At 68.3% G+C, this 16,691-nt stretch carries 11 protein-coding genes; 4 read left to right on the top strand and 7 right to left on the bottom strand.

Going from position 1 to position 16,691, the window contains the following annotated elements:
- The first annotated feature begins 11 nt into the window (after positions 1–11).
- Complete coding sequence (locus ASE67_RS13630) at positions 12–1,001, top strand: LysR substrate-binding domain-containing protein (RefSeq protein ID WP_327196681.1); 990 nt, start codon at positions 12–14, stop codon at positions 999–1,001.
- Positions 1,002–1,082: 81 nt separating this feature from the next.
- On the opposite strand, the gene ASE67_RS13625 is transcribed toward ASE67_RS13630, so the two are convergent.
- On the bottom strand, positions 1,083–3,818 hold the full coding sequence (locus ASE67_RS13625; protein WP_200922228.1) for a TonB-dependent receptor plug domain-containing protein: 2,736 nt from the start codon (positions 3,816–3,818) through the stop codon (positions 1,083–1,085).
- Between the two features lie 236 nt (positions 3,819–4,054).
- Between ASE67_RS13625 and ASE67_RS17810 the strand changes: the two genes are divergently transcribed.
- Together ASE67_RS17810 and ASE67_RS13615 are read left to right on the top strand one after the other, a co-directional pair.
- Positions 4,055–5,944, top strand: coding sequence for an isoaspartyl peptidase/L-asparaginase (locus tag ASE67_RS17810; RefSeq protein WP_235511912.1), 1,890 nt, complete (start codon positions 4,055–4,057; stop codon positions 5,942–5,944).
- Positions 5,931–6,383, top strand: coding sequence for an Lrp/AsnC family transcriptional regulator (locus ASE67_RS13615; protein WP_055762367.1), 453 nt, complete (start codon positions 5,931–5,933; stop codon positions 6,381–6,383). The genes ASE67_RS17810 and ASE67_RS13615 overlap by 14 nt, the downstream gene beginning before the upstream one ends.
- Positions 6,384–6,389: 6 nt before the next feature.
- Here ASE67_RS13615 and ASE67_RS13610 read toward each other — a convergent pair whose 3' ends face one another.
- The 6 genes from ASE67_RS13610 to ASE67_RS13585 form a co-directional block, all read right to left on the bottom strand.
- Complete coding sequence (locus ASE67_RS13610) at positions 6,390–9,272, bottom strand: FAD-binding and (Fe-S)-binding domain-containing protein (RefSeq protein WP_055762364.1); 2,883 nt, start codon at positions 9,270–9,272, stop codon at positions 6,390–6,392.
- Complete coding sequence (gene hglS, locus ASE67_RS13605; RefSeq protein WP_055762360.1) at positions 9,272–10,648, bottom strand: 2-oxoadipate dioxygenase/decarboxylase HglS; 1,377 nt, start codon at positions 10,646–10,648, stop codon at positions 9,272–9,274. Before hglS ends, ASE67_RS13610 begins: the two co-directional genes overlap by 1 nt.
- A gap of 22 nt (positions 10,649–10,670) precedes the next feature.
- On the bottom strand, positions 10,671–11,687 hold the full coding sequence (locus ASE67_RS13600; protein WP_055762357.1) for an arginine N-succinyltransferase: 1,017 nt from the start codon (positions 11,685–11,687) through the stop codon (positions 10,671–10,673).
- The gene (gene astD, locus ASE67_RS13595; RefSeq protein WP_055762929.1) at positions 11,684–13,105 is read right to left on the bottom strand and encodes a succinylglutamate-semialdehyde dehydrogenase; all 1,422 of its coding nucleotides are present in this window, start codon (positions 13,103–13,105) and stop codon (positions 11,684–11,686) included. Before astD ends, ASE67_RS13600 begins: the two co-directional genes overlap by 4 nt.
- Positions 13,102–14,298, bottom strand: coding sequence for an aspartate aminotransferase family protein (locus tag ASE67_RS13590; protein ID WP_055762354.1), 1,197 nt, complete (start codon positions 14,296–14,298; stop codon positions 13,102–13,104). Before ASE67_RS13590 ends, astD begins: the two co-directional genes overlap by 4 nt.
- Before the next feature lie 158 nt (positions 14,299–14,456).
- On the bottom strand, positions 14,457–15,584 hold the full coding sequence (locus ASE67_RS13585) for a succinylglutamate desuccinylase/aspartoacylase family protein (RefSeq protein WP_055762353.1): 1,128 nt from the start codon (positions 15,582–15,584) through the stop codon (positions 14,457–14,459).
- A gap of 169 nt (positions 15,585–15,753) precedes the next feature.
- Between ASE67_RS13585 and ASE67_RS13580 the strand changes: the two genes are divergently transcribed.
- A complete protein-coding gene (locus tag ASE67_RS13580; protein WP_055762350.1) occupies positions 15,754–16,641 on the top strand; it encodes an aldo/keto reductase in 888 nt (295 codons plus the stop codon).
- Positions 16,642–16,691 lie beyond the last annotated feature (50 nt).

Genomic DNA, 16,691 nt, shown 5'->3' with positions numbered 1-16,691 from the left:
GCGCGGTTGGCATGATCCGCTTGCCGTCACCGGCGGGCGGTGCCAGCGTTGACGCCGAACGCACCACTGCAATCGGCCCACCCTTCATGCCCAACGATCATCACGACGTTCACCGCCGCGAACTTCCGCCGCTGCCCGCGCTCGCCAGTTTCCTGGCGGCGGTGGAGACCAGCAGCTTTTCGCGCGCGGCCAAGCGGATGGCGCTGACGCAGAGCGCGATCAGCCGGCAGATCGCGTTGCTGGAGGACTGGCTGGGCGTGCCGTTGTTCGAACGGCGCGGGCGGCGGGTAACGCCGACCCCGGCGGCGCTGGCCTATGCCGAGGCGGTCGGGCCGGCGGTCGAGAAGCTGCGCAGCGCCACGCGGCGGTTGCTGACCCCGGTCGCCGATCGCGCGCTGACCATCGCGACCCTGCCCAGTTTCGGGATGCGGTGGCTGGCCCCGCGCCTGCCGGGGCTGACCGCGCGGCATCCGGAGCTGCTCGTCAACTTCGCGGCAAGGTCCTATCCGTTCGATTTCGCCGAGGAGCGGTTCGACGCGGCGATCCATTTCGGGCTGCCCGATTGGGCGGGGGCGGACCATGCGCTGCTGTTCCATGAGGATGTGGTGGCGGTGTGTTCGCCCGACTGGCTGGCGCGCAATCCGGTGGCGACGCCCGGCGACCTGCTGGCGCATCCGTTATTGTCGCTGGAGGCGCGGCCCGATGCGTGGGGGCGCTGGTTCGCCGCCGCCGGTTTGGCCGATGCGGCGATCGGCGAGGGGCCGGTGTACGAACATTTCCTGATGCTGGCCCATGCCGCGGCGGCGGGGATGGGGGTGGCGCTGATCCCGTCGTTCCTGATCCGGCCGGAACTGGAATCGGGGGCGCTGGTGACGCCGCTCGACGTAACGCTGAGCGCGTCGGAAGCCTATTATCTGGTGTGGCCGCGCAGCAGCAGCCACAGCCCGTTGTTCGACCGGTTCCGGCAGTGGTTGCTGGAGGAGGCGGGGGCGGAGGCGTGAACATTGCATCCGGGGTCCCGCTTTCTCCACCAGAAAGAAGCAGCGGGACCCCGGATCGAGTCCGGGGTGACGATGAAGGGCTTACAGCGGCTTGCCCCCCATCTTCCACGTCAGCTGCACCGCATAGCTGCGGCCGATCGCGTCGAACCATGAGATGTCGTAATAGGGATAGGACGCATAGGTCGGGTCGCGCACCGGGCCCTGGTCGAACAGGTTGGTGACGGTACCGGTCAGGCGCAGGCGTTCGTTCAGGTCATAGCGTGCCGACAGGTTGAACAGGTAGCTGGCCCGGATGAAGGCGTCCTGATCGTAATTTGGCAGCTTGCCCAGCCGCAGGCCGGTGAGTGTGGTCGAGAAATCGGCGAGGCTCCACGTCAGGCTGGCGGTGCCCTTTTCGCGCGGGATGTCGAAATTGCTGTCGAGCGCGAACTTGTTGATGATCGGGTCGCCCGGATACTGGCGCACGGTGTGGTTGAAGACATAGGTATAGCCGCCCGACAGGGTGAATTCGCCGATCGCGGCGGTCGGCAGGCGGAAATTGGCGGCGATGTCGATGCCGTCGGTGGTCTCCTCCGCGACGTTGATCGGATTGACCGCCACCGCCTGTAGCTGTCCGGCAAGCGCCCCGCTGGTATAGCGGATCACGCGGGCGAGCGCGTCGCGGCAGGTCGGCGACGCCGCATCGGCCCCGCCGCCGGTACGGCAGCGTGATTCGTCGCGCAGCACCGAATCGATGCTGATGTCGCGCACCTGATCCTTCATCTTCACCCGGAAATAATCGACCGACAGGTCGATGCGGTTCGACGGCTGCCACACGATCCCGGCGTTCAGCGAGTTCGAGGTTTCGGGTTGCAGCTGGCGGTTGCCGGTCTTGCGGGCGATGATCGTCTGGTCGGAATAGCTGCAATCGCCGATCGTCTCGTTCGGCTCCTCGACACGGCACAGATAATAGTCGGTCGCTGACGGATGGGTGTTGCCCGGCCCCCGGAACACATAGTTCAGGTCGGGCGCGCGGAAGCCGGTGCCATAGGCGGCACGCAGCAACAGCCGCCGGGTCGGGCGGATTTCGCTGCCGATATTATAGGTGAAGCGGCCGAAATTATTGCCGGCGATGTGGAAGCTGTCATAGCGGCCCGCGGTGCTCAGCTGCAGGAACGACAATACCGGCACGCGGAATTCATAGCCGAGACCCCAGCGGCTGCGCGACCCGCTGCCGTCCGAATCGACCAGCCCGACATAATAGTTGGTCAGCGTCAGCGGATCGGGGTTGAGGTCGTAGCCCTGCTTGCCTGCCTCCGCGACGAACGCGAAGCCGACCGGGCCGGCGGGCAGCTGGAACAGGTCGGTGGTGTTGAGCGATCCGGCCAGCGTGTCGGTCCACGACCGCGGTTTGTAGAGCGAATCGACCGAGATCGAGCGATATTCCTCCGGCGTCAGCGGCTTGTAGAGGCGGCGGACATCGGCGTTGAAGATTGCATAGCCGGTGGCCGGATCGACCCCCTGCTGTGCCCCAAGGAACAGCGCGTTCGATTTGGAAATGACGATTTCGGGGAAGGTGACGCGCGAGGTGTATTGCGCGTGGTTGAACGACACCTCGTACTTCCACTTGTCGCGCGCACCGAACTGGCCGCGAATGCCCGGCGTGATGTTGAAGGTGATCGACCGGTTGCGGGTCATGCCATTGTTGAACCCGCCGATTTCCTCCGGCGTGAACTGGCGCGTCCAGTTGTCGAGCTGCAACCCGCTGTCGGTGTCGTCGGGCGACAGGTTCGGGTTGAAGAAGGTGCCCTCTTCATTCCCGTCGGGCGAGACATAATACCAGCTCTTGAACCGGCGGAAGAGCTTCAGCTTCGACACGCTGAATTGCAGGTCGGCGAACAGTTCGGTGCCGCCGCCCAGGTCATAGCCCAGCGCGCTATAGGCGGTGATGGCCTTCCGCTCGGAAATCATCGTGCCATAGGCGACCGATTCGTTGCTACCGCAAAACTGACCGTAGCGGCGGCGACTGGCGTAATAGATCGTGCCCTGATTGAGCGAGGACAGCGACGCGCAGGTCGCCTGGCCCGGATCGATATAGTTCGCGTCTTCGTCCGCGCGCAGGAAGGTGCGCTGCGCCAGCGGGGTCGCGGTGGTGGGGTTGTCGGCCGTCGAATCCTGCCGCTTGCGCTGATACTGCCAGAGCGGGCGCTGGTTCAGCAATTCGATGCCGGCGACGCCGTGGAAGCCGCCGGTCTCCCAGCCGGTCGTCGCCATCAGCCGGTACGCTTCGCCGCCGCCATGTTCGGTATCGCTGTAGCGCAGGTCGATGCGGGTGCCGTCGGGCTTGGTCTTCAGCTGGAAATTGACGACGCCGGCGATCGCGTCGGAGCCGTAGATGGCCGACGCGCTGCCGCTCAGCACCTCGACCCGTTCGATCAGGCCGACGGGGATGTTCGAGATATCGGTGAAGTTGCTGTTGCCCTGAAACGGCAGCGGGAAATCGGCGATGCGGCGCCCGTTGACCAGCACCAGCGTATGGTTGGGGCCGAGGCCGCGCAGGTCGACCTGTTGCGCGCCGGGGCTGAAGCTGGCGCCCGAGGCGCTCTGCTGGCCCTGCGTCTCGCCGCTATTCTGGGTCAGGCTGCGCAGCACGTCGGGGACGCTGAGGAAGCCGCCCTTCAATATGTCTTCGGACGTGACGACGGTGACCGGTGCCGGGCCTTCCTTCTGCACGCGGGGGATACGCGATCCCAGCACGACGATTTCATCCGATGCGTCGGCGCCCGGCGGGGTCGTCGGCAGGTCCTGCGCCAGCGCGCTGCCCACCATCGCCATCATGCCCGTACCTGCCAGCCCCGTACCCGCCAGCCAACGTGCGATCCCATTCCCCCGCATTATAATACTCCCCGATCATGCCCCGATACGTAATCATAATGCCATGGACTTCTGACATATTGAAACATAAAAACGTCATGTTGATCCGGCGTAGCGGTAATTTGATGGGGGGTGTGGCCTTGCGACACTATGGTTTGGGCATCGCGTTGATATGCGGGGGAATTGTATCGGCCGCCCCAGTGGTGTGCGCGCAGCAGGCGGCGGAGTCGGTCGCTGGTGCGCGCTTTTTCGTGACCGGCGACCCTGCCAAACCCCGCCGTGCCGTACCGTCGCAGGGGCTGATGCTGATGGGCGGCGGTGACTGGGACAGCCAAGCGTTCGCATGGTTCGCCAAGAAGGCCGGCTATGGCCATATCCTGATCCTGCGCGCATCGGGCGATGGCGAGGGCGGGCGCGAGATGTTCGCCGAGATGGCGGGCGTCCAGTCGGTGTCGACCATCTTGTTCACCGACCGCGCGGCATCGACCGATCCCCGCGTGCTGGCGGCGATCGCGAAGGCCGACGGCATCTTTCTGGCTGGCGGCGATCAGGCGAAATATGTCCGCTTCTGGCAGGGGACGCCGGTTGCAAAGGCGCTCGACGCGCATGTCGCGGCGGGCAAGCCGATCGCGGGGACCAGTGCGGGCCTCGCCGTGCTGGGGGGCACCGCCTATGGCGCGACGGACGGCGGCAGCATCGATTCGTTCAAGGCGCTGTCCGATCCGCTAGGCGATGCGGTCACGCTGGTGCGCGATTTCCTGCACATGCCGCGCATGGCCCATGTCGTGACCGACACGCATTTCAACCAGCGCGACCGGTTGGGGCGGCTGATCGCGTTCGTGGCGAAGGCGCGGGCGACCGGCGATCCGACTGCGATCGGGCTGGGCGTGGATGAAAAGGGCGCGCTGTGCGTCGATGGCGATGGCCGGGCGACCTATCGCGGGCCGGCGAACACCCATGCGTGGCTGGTCCAGCCCAAGGGGGTGCCGGTGCTGGTGAAGGGCAAGCCGCTCGACTGGAGCGACATCCGCGTCACCGGGATCGCGCCGGGTGGGACGATCGACCTGAACCGGATGACGGTGCCGAAGCCCGCGTTTGCCGGCACGGCGAAGGTGGTGGCGGGCAAGCTGATCGACGCGCCATTGCCGCCCGGTGGCCACTGGTCGCTGGCGATCCATGGCGGGGCGGGGGTGATCCCCAAGGGGTCGCTGACCCCCGAACAGGAGCGTACCTATCGCGCCGGTCTGAACGCCGCGCTCAACGCCGGGTCGGCGGTGCTGGCGAAGGGGGGGTCCAGCCTCGATGCGGTGCAAGCGGCGGTGCGGGTGCTGGAGGACGATCCCAACTTCAATGCCGGGCGCGGTGCGGTGTTCGATGCGGAGGGGAAGAACCAGCTCGACGCCGCGATCATGGACGGGGCGACGCTGCGCGGCGGCGCCGTCGCCGGGGTGAGCGCGACCAGGAACCCCGTCGTGCTGGCGCGCGCGGTGATGGAGCATAGCCGCCACGTCCTGCTGACCGGCACCGGCGCGGACCAGTTCGCGCGCGAACAGGGGGTGGAGCAGGTCGATCCATCCTATTTCCGCACCGACAAGCGCTGGCGCGAATATCTGGAGTGGAAGCGTGACGAGGATCATGCCGCGCTCGACCCGACGCACCGCTTCGGCACGGTGGGGGCAGTGGCGCGCGACCAGCGCGGGCATCTGGCCGCCGCGACCTCGACCGGCGGGCTGACCGGCAAGCGCTGGGGCCGGATCGGCGATTCGCCGATCATCGGGGCGGGCACCTATGCGATGGACAAGACCTGCGCGGTGTCGGCGACCGGCACCGGCGAATTCTTCATCCGGCAGGTCGCGGCGCGCCAAATCTGCGACCGGGTGCAGTGGAAGGGGCAGGATATCGCCGCGGCGGCCGACGACACGATCGGTGAGGTGGGCGAGATCGGTGGCGACGGCGGGCTGATCGCGATGGACGGTAGCGGACGCATCGCCTTCGCGATGAACAGCGACGGCATGTATCGTGGTAGCGTGGCGGATGACCAAGCCCCACGTACCGCCATCTATGCGGGAGAAATGGATGTCGGCCGATAGTTCGAACCTGTCGAAGCGCGAACTCGACACGCGGTTGCTGGCGCTGCTGCGGCAGGATTCGCGTGTGCCCGTGTCCGAACTGGCGCACGCGCTGAACGTGTCGCGCGCGCATGTCTATGCCAGCATCGCGCGGATGGAGCAGGATGGGACGATCGACGGCTATACCGTGCGGCTGGGCGAGGCGCATGACCGGCGCATGGTGCGCGCACATGTGATGATGACGACGCTGCCCAAATTGTTGGTCGAGACGAACGAGGCGCTGGCCGCCATCCCCGAACTGACCGGGCTGTATGCGATCGCCGGCGAATATGACCTGATCGCGATGGTCGAGGCGCCGAGCCTCGAGCGGCTGAACGACGTGATCGACGCGATCGGGCGGCTGGAGGGGATCGGGCGGACGACGTCGGCGGTGGTGCTGGCGACGCGGTTGCGGCGGTAGGGCGGCCTACCCCGCCAGCACCCGGTCGATCAGCTCCACCGGATGCAGCGGGCGGCGGCCGGTCAGGCGTTTCGTCTGGCAGCGGCAGGAAAAGCCGGTGGCGAGCATCGCGTCGTCCTGCGTCACCTGTGACCAGCTCAGCGCAAAGATGTCGCGCGACAGTTTCTGGTTCGCCGCTTCGTGCCCGAACAGCCCGGCCATGCCACAACAGCCGGTCTTTGTCGGAGCCGCGGTGATACCGAAGCCCGCCAGCGTTTCCGCCCACAGCGACAGCGCCTGTGGCCGCAGCGCCTGTTCGGTGCAGTGGCCGAGCAGGCGTTGCGGGGGCAGTGTGGCGGCGGTCGCGGCGATACGCCCCTGCCGCACCGCGTCGGCCAGCACGGTTTCCAGCCCGGCGACGTCCACGCTGTCGCCGGTCATCTCGGCAAATTCCTGGGTGAACATCAGCGCGGTGGCGGCATCCAGCCCGGCCAGCCGCACGCCCAGATCGGCGAGCGCGCGCACCTCCGCCATCCGCTTGCGCGCGATGCGGGCGAAGCGGTCGCGCATCCCCAGCAGGTGCAGCACCTTTCCATTGCTGCGCGGCGGCAGGCGCAGCACGTCGTAACCGCACGCCGTCAGCACCCGCCCGGCGGCGGCGGCAAGCGGCCCGTCGAAGCTGGCGGTGAAGCTGTCCTCGACCAGCACGACCGTGTTGGCCCGTGCCTCCGGCGACAGCGCCTTGATCGCGGCCGGTGACGCGATCGGGGGCAGGGTGCGCGGATCGGCGACGGCGAAAGCGGGCAGGTCGACATAGCCCAGCCGCCGCTCCAGCATGGCCTGCGCCCGGTCGCTGCCGGCGACGCGGTTGGCGATGCCAGGTAACGCACGCGCCGCGGCGAGCATCGATTCCATCTGCGCGATCAGGCGGTGGCGGAGCGGGCGGGCGCGTTTGGCCCAATAGCGTTCGGCAAAGCGCGACTTCATCGTCGGCACGTCGACCTTGACCGGGCACAGCGTCGTGCACGCCTTGCATGACAGGCAGGTCGCTAGCGAGGCTTGCGTGTCGGCTGCAAGCGCGTCGCGCTCGGCGGCTTCGGCCGGCGTCGGCCTTTCGATCGAATCCAGCCGGGCCCAGGCGCGCAGCAGCGAGGCGCGGCCCTTGGGCGACTGCGCGCGGTCGCGGGTCGCCTTGTACGACGGGCACATCACGTCGAGCGAATCCCATGCAAAGCACGCGCCGTTGCCGTTGCACGCCACCGCGCGGTCGAAGTCCTCGGAGCGCACCGCGTCGATGTGGCGGTCGGCTTCACCGCGCAACGGCACGCCGTCGATCCGGTCGATCACTTGCCCGGCGGGCGCGGCGAGCTTGCCGGGATTGAGCCGGTTGTGCGGGTCGAACGCCGCCTTCAGCGCCTGCAATTCGGGGTAGAGGTTGCCGAAGAACAGCGGCGAGAACTCACCGCGATAGCCGCGACCATGTTCGCCCCACAGCAACCCGCCATAGGATTTGGTCAACTGGGCCACCGCGTCGGAGATCGGGCGGATCAGTGCCGCCTGTGCGGGATCGCGCAGGTCGAGGAACGGGCGGACGTGCAGGCAGCCGACATCGGCATGGCCGAACATGCCATAGTTCAGGCCATGGCCGTCGAGCAGCGCGCGGAACTCGGCAACGAAATCGGCGAGCTTTTCGGGCGGGACGGCGGTGTCCTCGACGAACGGAATCCCCTGCCGCGCGCCGCCCAGCCGGGCGAGCAGCCCGACCGATTTCTCGCGCAAGGTCCATAGCTGGCCGATCGCGGCATCGTCGCGGATGATGCGCATGTCACCCTGCGGCCCGATCGCGGCGAGCGTGGCAAGGCCGGCGTCGATCGTCGCATCGTCGTCGGCGGTGAATTCGACGAAGTTCATCGCGGCGACCGGCCCATCGCCGCCGCTGCCCAGCAGCCCCTCGACACTCGCCCAGATGATATCGCTGCGCGCGACGCCCAGCACCTTGTCGTCGAGGATTTCGATCGCGACCGGATCGGCGGAGATCAGCCGCTGCACGTCGCGCATCGCGGTGTCGAATGCAGCATAGCGGATGACCGCCAGCGCGCGCTTCTTCGGTTTGTGCGCCACCCGCAGCGTGATCGAGCGGGTGATCGCCAGCGTGCCTTCCGACCCAGCGAGCAGGAACCCGAGGAAGAAGCGGTCGGCGGGGGCGTCCCACGTCTTTTGCAGGTTATAGCCGGTCAGGCCCCGGTTCATCTCCGGAAAGGTCGCGGCGATATCGTCGGTGCGATCCGTGACGATGCGCAGTGCCTCGCGGTGGATATCGGCGACGATGCCGCTGCCCGCCGCGATCGCTTCGGCGTCGGCGCGGGTCATCGGTTCGGCGCGCCACGGGGTGCCGTCCGACAACGTGACGTCCAGCGCGACGATATAGTCCGACGTCTTGCCCCAGCGGCGCGATCCCTTGCCCGACGCATCGGTCGCGACCATTCCGCCGATCGTCGCGCGGCTGGCGGTCGACACCATCGGCGGAAAGAAGCGGCCATGGGGTTTCAGAAAGGCATTGAGCTGGTCGAGCACCACGCCCGGTTCGACCGTCACGGTGTTCGTATCCGGGTCGAACGCGCCGATCCCGCGCATGTGGCGGGCGAAATCGACGATGATCCCGTCGTTCAGCGACTGGCCGTTGGTACCGGTATTGCCGCCGCGCGGCGTGAGCGACAGGCCGGTATCGGCCAGCGTGCGGACCAGCAACGTCACATCGTCGCCGGTGCGCGGATAGACGATCGCCGCCGGGCGGACCTGATAGATCGAATTGTCGGTCGATGCGACCTGCCGCGCGCCGATGCCGTCCTCGGCATCGCCGGCGAACCCCGCCTGGTCCAGACGGCGCAGCAGGTTCGCGACCACCACCATCAGGCCGCCGCCACCCCGCGCAACGCGTCCTGCACCTGCATCATCGACCGTGCCTCCGCTTCGGCATAGAGCGCCAGTTCGTCCTGCACCTTGTCGCCCAGCGCGTCCTCGAACGCGGTCTGCGCCGCCGACGCGGCATAGCTGCGCTGTTCGGTGCCGCCCAGGTTGGATTGGAAGATGCCCGCCGCGCTGACCGGCAGGAAATCCTCATACACGATCGGCAGCGCGCGGACATAGCCCGCCGCCAGCCACCCGTCGATATCGCCCGCCGGCCGCACCCCGGTTGCGATCAGCCGCCGGCCGCAATCGGTCAGGTCGTAGCGGAAATAGGCCAGCCCCTGTTCGCGCAAGGCGTCCAGCGTGTCGGGAAAGGCGGCAAAGGCGGTGGCCAGCCGCTCGGCATAGCTGGGCCCTTGCGATCCCTGGTCCCCGCGCGCCGTCGCCAGCAGCCGGTCGTAGAGCGCGCGGCCCTTGGGCGTCAGCGCCGCACCGCGCTGTTCGATCTCGCCGAAGCGGGCGGTGTGCTGGCCGGGCTGGTCGCCGGGAAAGGTCACGTCCTCCTCGATCGCCTTGAAACTGGTCTGGCGCAGCAGGATCGGCACGGCGCGCGGCGGCGGTCCTTCGATCACCGCCTTCGCATCAATGCCGCGTGCCTGCATCGCGATTTGCGCTGCATCGATGTCGAGCGTGCGCGGGGTCAGGTGGTTGATGTGCGGTCCCCGGAACGACACGACGTCGGCGATCAGCCGGTGCGCGTCGTGCAGCCGGTCATAGGTCGCGGCATCGACCCGCGCATCGCCGTGCCAGCGAAACGTCTCCAGCAGCGCCATCACGAAGCGGTCGGCATCGCCATCGTCCAAGCCGCCCTGCGCCGTGTCCCGTTCGATCAGGCGGATTGCTTCGTCGGTGAAGATCCGGCGGCTCGACAGGATCGCCGCCGCCTCGGCACGCAAGGCGGCGTCCTCGATCAGTTCGAGGCGCAGCAGCGAGGTGAAGACGCGGAACGGATTGGCGGCAAGCGCTGCATCGTCGACCGGGCGAAACGCGGTCGAATGCACCGGCACGCCCGCCACCGACAGGTCGTAATAGCCGACCGGATACATGCCCATCACCGCAAAGGCGCGGCGCATCATGTTCAGTTCGGCGGCGGTGCCCAGCCGGATCGCGCCATGGCGTTCGACGTCCAGCCGGTCGAGTTCGTCGGCCGACGCCATTTCCGCCGCCAGTTCGGGGCGGTCGGCCAGCACCTGCGCATTCACCTCCGCCACGATCGACAGCAGGTCGCCGTAGAGCGGCACTTCGGCACGGTACATCGCCGACATGGCTTCGGAAAAGCGGGTGCGGATCGCGTCGGGGGCGGTGAAGGACTGGGTCATGGATACCTTACGACAGATAGGGTCAGCGCGGGGCATGGGTAATGGGGTCGCCGATGTCGACGTTCAGCGCGCGGGCGGCGTGCGGATCGATCACCACGCCATCGTCCCGCGCGGCGACCTGCGCGAAACAGGCGCGAAAATCGCCTAGTCGGCCGGCGGCGGCGATGACCGGCGTGGCGGTGTCGTCCTGCTCCACCGCGCGGACGATCGCGGTGCGCGCGGCGCGGATGGTGGCGATGTCGTCGGTCGCGGCGGTCACGGTCGGGCCGCCGTCGAACAGGTCGACATAATCGTCATGGCGAAACCCCTCCTTCTCCAGCAGCCGCAGCGCCGGGCGACCGGTGGGATGCGGCACGCCCAGCACGGCGCGGGCGCGTTCGGGCAGCATCGCCAGCAGGACCGGCGTGGTCGGCAGCAGCCCGGCCAGCACATGCGTGCCATGCTCGGCGTTGAACGCATCGGCCGCGGCAAAGCCCATGCCGAAAAAACGCGCGGCGATCCCGTCCCAGAACGGCGCTTCGCCCGCTTCATCCACCACGCCGCGCAGTTCGGCGATGGTGCGGTCGGCAAAGCGGGCGCGGTGCATGGCGATGAACAAATAACGGCTGCGCGCGAGCAGAGTGCCGGCGCCGCCCGCGCGGGCATCGGCGCGCAGGAACAGCCCGCCGACCTCGCTGCACCCGGCATGATCGGTACAGATGGTCAGGGTGGTGTGATCGACCGACCGGCCCAGCACCGCATGGTCGGCGCCATGCCGGTCGATGCGATAGCTGTAGAAGGGCGCATCGGTGCCGATATGCGAGAATATCTGGCAGGTGCCGTGGATCGCCTCCGTCGCCAGGTCTTCCAGCACGAACAGGAACCGGTCGACGCCGAAACGGTCGGTGTCGCGCGCGAAGGCGGCATCGGCGGCGGCCAGCCGTTCGCCGAGCTTGGCCTTGTCCGGCGGCAGGTTCACGAACCCGCCGCCGGTGGTTTGCGCCATGTCGTAGAGCGCCGACAGGTCGTGCCCGCCGGCGGCCCGCAGGACGATCGTCACGCCGCGCCGGCTCCCAATGCCGGCTTCAGCGCGTCCCAGTTGCCCGCCGCGCTGCCCGCCTCGAAGCTGGCCATCGGATAGGCGCAGTAATCGGCGGCGTAATAGGCGCTGGGGCGGTGGTTGCCCGAATCACCGATCCCGCCGAACGGTTGCGCGCCCGCCGCACCGGTGGTCGGGCGGTTGCGATTGACCACCCCGGCGCGCGCGTCGAGCACGAAGCGGTCCCACAGCGCGTCATCACCGGTCAGCAGCCCGGCGGACAGGCCGAAGCGGGTGTCGTTGGCGGCGGCGATGGCGGCATCGAAGTCCGCGACGCGGGTGACTTGCAGGACCGGCGCAAAAATCTCCTCGTCGGGCACCGCCACGCCGGTCACGTCGAGCAGCGCAGGCGTGACGAAGGCGGCGCTGCGCCCGGCGATCCCACCGAACGGCACGATCGCGCGTGCACCGGCGTCCTCCAGTGCGGCGACTTGGCCGCGCGCCGTTGCGGCGGCAGCATCGGAGATCAGCGGGCCGATATAGGGGTTCTCGTCCCAGCGGCCGATGGGCAGGCGCGGGATCAGCGCGGCGACCGCCTCGATCACCGCATCGCCGAACGCGCCGGTCGGCAGGATCAGCCGACGCGCGCACGAACAGCGTTGTCCGGTGGTGATATAGGCCGACTGGACGATCAGCGCGGCGGCTTCGGTGACGTCGCCATCCCATGCGATCAGCGGGTTGTTGCCGCCCAGCTCGAGCGCGAGGATCACGTCGGGCCGCTCGGCAAAGGCGCGGCGGAAATGCGCGCCGGTCGTCGCCGATCCGGTGAACAGCAGCCCGTCGATATCGGCCGCGACCAGCGCCGCGCCGGTCTCGCGCGCGCCCTGCACCACCTGCAACACGCCGTCCGGCAATCCCGCCTCGACCCAGGCATCCGCCATCGCCGCACCGACCGCCGGGGTCAGTTCCGACGGTTTGAACACCACCGTATTTCCGGCGAGCAGCGCGGGCACGATATGGCCGTTGGGCAGGTGGCCGGGGAAGTTGTACGGCCCCAGCACCGCCATCACGCCATGCGGGCGATGGCGCAGCACCGATTCCCCGAACGGCATCGCGCTGCGCTTTTCCCCGGCACGCTCGGCTTGGCCCGCGATCGACAGCTCGACCTTGCCGACCATCGTGCCGACTTCCTGCGTGGTTTCCCACAGCGGCTTGCCGGTTTCACGCGCGATTAGCTCGGCAAGAGTAGCGGTGCGTGCCTTCAGCACGGTGGCATAGGCACGGGCGATGGCCACCCGTTCCGCAAGCGACGTCCGCCGCCAGTCGCGGAACGCCGCGCGGGCGCGCGCGACGGCGGCGTCGACATCGGCGGCGGTGGCGGCGGGGCCGGACCACACCGTCTCCCCGGTTGCCGGGCAGGTCGAGGTCAGCACGCTCATGCCGCCTGCGCCATCAGCCCACGCGCCGCGCCGCACGCCACCTCCAGTCGGGTAACCGCCTCGGCAATTTCCTCGGCCGAGATCAGCAGCGACGGGAGCAGGCGTACGCAATTCTCACCGCCACCCGCGACCAGGATGCCGTGGTCGCGTGCAATCCCCATGAACTCGCGATTGTTGGGGATCATCTTCAGCCCGATCAGCAGCCCCTTGCCGCGCACTTCGGCGATCACGTCGGGGAAGCGATTGCGCAGTGCTTCCAGCCGCTCGAAGAAATCGGCGCTGGCGGCGCGGGCATGGGCCAGCGTGCCTTCGTTCGCGATCGTATCGAACGCGGCGATGCCGACCGCCATCGCCAGCGGATTGCCGCCGAAGGTCGTGCCGTGGACGCCGGGCGTCATGCCCCTGGCCGCTTCGGTGGTGGCAAGGCAGGCACCGACCGGGAAGCCCGATCCCAGTGCCTTGGCCAGCGCCATGATATCGGGCGCGGCACCGTCGAACCACTGGTGCGCGAACAGCTTGCCCGTCCGGCCCATGCCGCTCTGCACCTCGTCATGGATCAGCAGCACGCCGTGCCGGCGCGTCAGTTCGCGCAGGCGCAGCAGCCATTCGCCCGACAGGGCACGCGCGCCGCCTTCGCCCTGCACCGGCTCGACGATCACCGCCGCGGTGGTCGGGCTGGCGATGGCGGCCTCGATCGCCGCTGCGTCATCCAGCGACAGCTGGACGAAGCCCGGCAGGCGCGGGCCGCAACCCTCCATATAGCCGGCGTTGCCCGACGCATTGATCGCGGCATAGGTGCGGCCATGGAACGACCCGGCAAAGCCGACGATATCGATGCGTTCCGGCTGGCCGTTTACGTGGTGATAGCGGCGCGCGGTCTTGATCGCGCATTCGACCGCTTCGGTGCCGGTATTGGCGAAGAACACGCAATCGGCGAACGAGGCGTCCACCAGCCGCTGGGCCAGCGCCTCCTGCCCCGGAATGCGAAAGATGTTGGAGACGTGCCACAGCTTGCCCGCCTGTTCGGTCAGCGCCGCGACCAGCGCCGGATGGGCATGGCCCAGCGCGTCGGTGGCGATGCCGGCCACGCAGTCGATATAGCGCCGCCCCTCGGTATCGATCAGCCACACGCCCTCACCACGATCCACCGCGATCGGCGCACGGTTGTACAGGTTCATCAGGGGATCGGTCATGACGGCTCCTACGCTTCGATTCGGGAAGGCACCGGCGGGCGGGCGACGGATCGCGCCGCGCCCGCCGGCGGTTCGCACGGCCGTCCTATTGGACCCGGCGGCGGGGGCAGACAAACGCAATGGCATCATCTGTTGATGAGCGTTGGGAATGAAGGGGCCTAGCGGGCCTTGACCGGCGTGACCGTCGAGGGACAGCCGTCGCGCTTGCATGGCAGGCTGTCGTCCCATGACAGCAGCCGCACCACCATGTCGCCCGGCTGGGTGCGCGGATCGGTGCCCATGCCCGCCACCCGCGCGTCGAGCGGCGCGGTCAGCGTCGCGATGGTCCGCCCGAACGGGTCGGTGACGATCGCCAGCACATCGCCCTTCTTCACATATTGGTTCATGCTCACCCGCACCTGCGCCCAGCCGCCGCGCGGGCTGTCGACATTGGTGACGACATTGCCGAGAAACGGTTCGGGATCGCGCAAATCGGGTTTGCCCGGCAGCATCCCCCGGTCGATCATGACGTTGCGCACGCCGCGGAGGCCACGCGCGATCATCGCCCGGTCGAACACCTCCGCGCCGCCCAGTTCATAGGTGACGGCGGGAATGGCGTTGGCGTTCAGCATATCCTCGACCGCGCCGTCGATGCCGGCATTCACATACACGCTGTCGGGGCGCAGCATCATCGCGATGCGTTTTGCCTGCTGGGTCGCGACGAAGACGTAGGCTGGATAAGTGCCGCCGCGCGACTGGGTATGCAGGTCGATCGCGAAATCGGTGTTGCCGACGAAGATGCGCGACCACAACCGCCCGGCATAGCGCTGCGCCGCATTGCCCTCGTCGCCATGCGCCTGGGGATCGCGCGGGATCAGGCGGTTGAGATTGTCGCCCGCGCCATTGTGGCTGCCGGTGAACGCCCGCGTCGAATTGCGCAGGCCCGCTGCGTTGAGGCCCGGCACCGCGATCAATGTCCCCTTCAGCACCGCCGGGTCGATCCCCGCCACCAGCTGGTGGATCACGCCGATGCCGTTCAGTTCGTCGCCATGGATGCCGGCGGTCAGCAGGAAACGGGGGCCGGGCTGCGCCCCCTTCACCACCACGATCGGCACATAATAGCCCTGTCCGACATCATTGTCGTCGACCCGCAGCCACAACCGGCTGATACCCGCGGGCAGGGTGGCGAGGTCCAGCCGCTCGATCACCGCCGACCCGTCGATCCGGTCGCCCGGCTGCGCGGCGGCGGGCAGAGCGGCCAGCAACGCGGCGGCGAACAGGAGCAGGGCGGGCAGACGGCGGGACATGGCGGTTCTCCAAGGCGGCGACCGAACCGCGTTGCCTGTCGTTACGGACGCGGCCAAGCGATATTCTGTCATGTCCTTATGCGCTCCGGTCATGGCACGCGGGTGGGCGGGGTGCGGCTGCGGGGATTTGCGCATTGCCGCCAACGCCTTGACGACTAGGTAGGGCATCATGCTGACCATCGATCCCACGCCCCGCCCGCTCGGCAAGAGCGATATTCTCGTCTCCCCCCTCGCCTGGGGCATGTGGCGCTTCACCGGCGACGTCGCGCCGGCGCGGGCGCTGGTCGAGGCGGCGCTGGCGGCGGGGATCACCCTGTTCGACACCGCCGACATCTATGGTGCGGACACGCCCGCCGGCTTCGGATCGGCGGAGGCGCTGTTCGGGCAGGTGCTGGCCGAGGCGCCGGCGCTGCGCGAGGCGATGGTGATCGCGACCAAGGGCGGCATCCGCCCCGGCAATCCTTATCGATCGGACCGGGCCTATCTGGCCGACGCGGTCGATGCGTCGCTCAAGCGGATGGGGATCGAACGGATCGACCTGTACCAGATTCACCGCCGCGATTTCCTGACCCATCCGCAGGAGGTTGCCGCCAGCCTGACGACGATGGTCGAACAGGGGAAGGTGCGCGGGATCGGCGTGTCGAACCACAGCCCGGCGGAGGTCGATGCGCTGCAGGCGTTCCTGGGCCTGCCGATCCTCAGCACCCAGCCCGAATTTTCGCCGCTGCACAGCCAGCCGCTGTTCGACGGGGTGCTGGATCAGGCGATGGCGCGCGGCATGGCGGTGCTGGCATGGTCGCCGCTGGGCGGCGGGCGGTTGAGCGGGGGCGACCATCCCGCCGCGCTGCTGCTGCGCGAACACGGCCAGCGCTTCGACGTCGATGCCGCGACCGCCGCCTTGTCGTGGAGCATGGTGCATCCCGGCGGCATCATTCCGATCGTCGGGTCGCAGAACGCCGATCGCATCCGCGCCGCCGCCGGGGCGTATCGCGTCACCTGGACCCCGTCCGAATGGTATGCGGTGTTGCAGGCCGGCATGGGCACCACGCTCCCCTGACATGCCAAGGGCCGCATCCCGTGCGGGATGCGGCCCTCGTCAGATTGCCT

It is taken from the genome of Sphingomonas sp. Leaf23 (genome assembly GCF_001421585.1).
Lineage (GTDB): Bacteria > Pseudomonadota > Alphaproteobacteria > Sphingomonadales > Sphingomonadaceae > Sphingomonas.
This window is presented reverse-complemented; position numbering and strand designations above follow the sequence as displayed.

Excerpts from the sequence above, each read along its gene's own strand:
- ASE67_RS13630 (WP_327196681.1), top strand. The coding sequence starts at position 12 with ATGATCCGCTTGCCGTCACCGGCGGGCGGTGCCAGCGTTGACGCCGAA.
- ASE67_RS13625 (WP_200922228.1), bottom strand. The coding sequence starts at position 3,818 with ATGATGGCGATGGTGGGCAGCGCGCTGGCGCAGGACCTGCCGACGACC.
- ASE67_RS13615 (WP_055762367.1), top strand. The coding sequence starts at position 5,931 with ATGTCGGCCGATAGTTCGAACCTGTCGAAGCGCGAACTCGACACGCGG.
- ASE67_RS13610 (WP_055762364.1), bottom strand. The coding sequence starts at position 9,272 with ATGGTGGTGGTCGCGAACCTGCTGCGCCGTCTGGACCAGGCGGGGTTC.
- hglS (WP_055762360.1), bottom strand. The coding sequence starts at position 10,648 with ATGACCCAGTCCTTCACCGCCCCCGACGCGATCCGCACCCGCTTTTCC.
- astD (WP_055762929.1), bottom strand. The coding sequence starts at position 13,105 with ATGAGCGTGCTGACCTCGACCTGCCCGGCAACCGGGGAGACGGTGTGG.
- ASE67_RS13590 (WP_055762354.1), bottom strand. The coding sequence starts at position 14,298 with ATGACCGATCCCCTGATGAACCTGTACAACCGTGCGCCGATCGCGGTG.
- ASE67_RS13585 (WP_055762353.1), bottom strand. The coding sequence starts at position 15,584 with ATGTCCCGCCGTCTGCCCGCCCTGCTCCTGTTCGCCGCCGCGTTGCTG.
- ASE67_RS13580 (WP_055762350.1), top strand. The coding sequence starts at position 15,754 with ATGCTGACCATCGATCCCACGCCCCGCCCGCTCGGCAAGAGCGATATT.